The sequence below is a fragment of the Vibrio sp. 1151_11 genome (assembly GCF_029478525.1).
Lineage (GTDB): Bacteria > Pseudomonadota > Gammaproteobacteria > Enterobacterales > Vibrionaceae > Vibrio > Vibrio anguillarum.
On the sequence record NZ_SHMN01000081.1, the window covers coordinates 1 to 1,390 of the forward strand.

Here is a 1,390-nt window from a genome sequence, read left to right on the forward strand (position 1 = left end):
TAATGCCGATCAGTTAAGGCCAAAGTGATCGGTTGAACGATCCTTCAGAGCTGTCAAAATCCAAGTGTATTTAATGCACTTGGATTTTTTTATGGATGTTTCTCAAGCTCTAAACATAATTAATGATTGGAAACCTAGCAACGTTGAGACTTTGTCTGACTTACTTCCAATTGACCTCATCAACGAAGCTTATTCTCTTACTGATACCGTCACGATGAGAAAGAGGAAATTAACTCTAGAATCCATGGTTTGGTTACTTGTTGGAATGGCTATCTATAACAATAAATCCATGAAAGACTTAGTTAACCAGCTTGATATTGTCGATCGTACGGGTAAAGCTTTTGTCGCACCGAGTGCGTTGACTCAACGTCGAAAGACGTTGGGTGAAGGCGCAATTAAAGCGGTCTTTGAGCGAATGACGACTTCATGGTTAAAAAGTGCAAAGTTACCCCAGTGGAATGGATTAACACTTCTTGGTGTCGATGGCGTTGTTTGGCGAACTCCCGATAACCCGCAAAATGAAAATGCATTTTCTCGACAAAAAGGGACACAATATCCGCAAGTGAGAATGGTCTGCCAAATGGAACTAAGCAGTCATATTATCACGGCCAGTGCTTTTGATAACTACAATACAAACGAAATGGTATTAGCTGAAAAACTGATAGAAACAACACCAAACCATAGCGTGACAATGTTCGATAAGGGGTTCTATTCTTTAGGTTTATTACATAAATGGCAAGACTCTGGTTCAGAGCGCCATTGGCTTATTCCCCTCAAGAAAAATACACAATATGACATTGTTCAATCTTTAGGGCGAAATGACAAACTTGTTCAATTACACAGTAATCCAAGAGCTAGAAAGCGATGGTCTGATTTACCAAAGTCGATAACCGCTCGACTTGTCACTCGTAAAATTAAAGGAAAAGACTACCAAGTATTAACTTCTATGACAGATCCCCTGCGTTACCCATCAAAAGATATTACTGGTCTTTATGAGCATCGTTGGGAGATAGAGCTAGGCTACCGAGAGCAAAAACAATACATGCTTGGAAACCGTCTCACGCTGCGAAGTCGTTTACCAGAGTTGGTAAAGCAGGAGTTATGGGGCATCTTGCTTACTTACAATTTAATTCGATATCAGATGGTAGAGCTCTGCTTCAATTTAAAGGGAAACTACCTTCCTTATCAACTGAGTTTTAACGGCACATTAGCTCATGTATCTGCGTTACTTGTAGGCTTACCTTACTCAACACCAGGAGCAATACCTCGTCAGTTAAAGGGTTTTCACAACATGGCTGAAAGCTTAATACTTGAAGGGCGAAGGGAAAGAACATTCCCTAGAACAGTTAAGCCTAGACCACAACGGTATGCTAAGAACAAAAATGCCGTT

General features: G+C 40.5%; 1 protein-coding gene. It reads left to right on the forward strand.

From position 1 onward, the window contains the following. Positions 1–91 precede the first annotated feature (91 nt). Positions 92–1,390: IS4-like element ISVa16 family transposase (locus tag EXZ60_RS18840; RefSeq protein ID WP_277436155.1), on the forward strand; the 1,299-nt coding region annotated here is incomplete at its 3' end.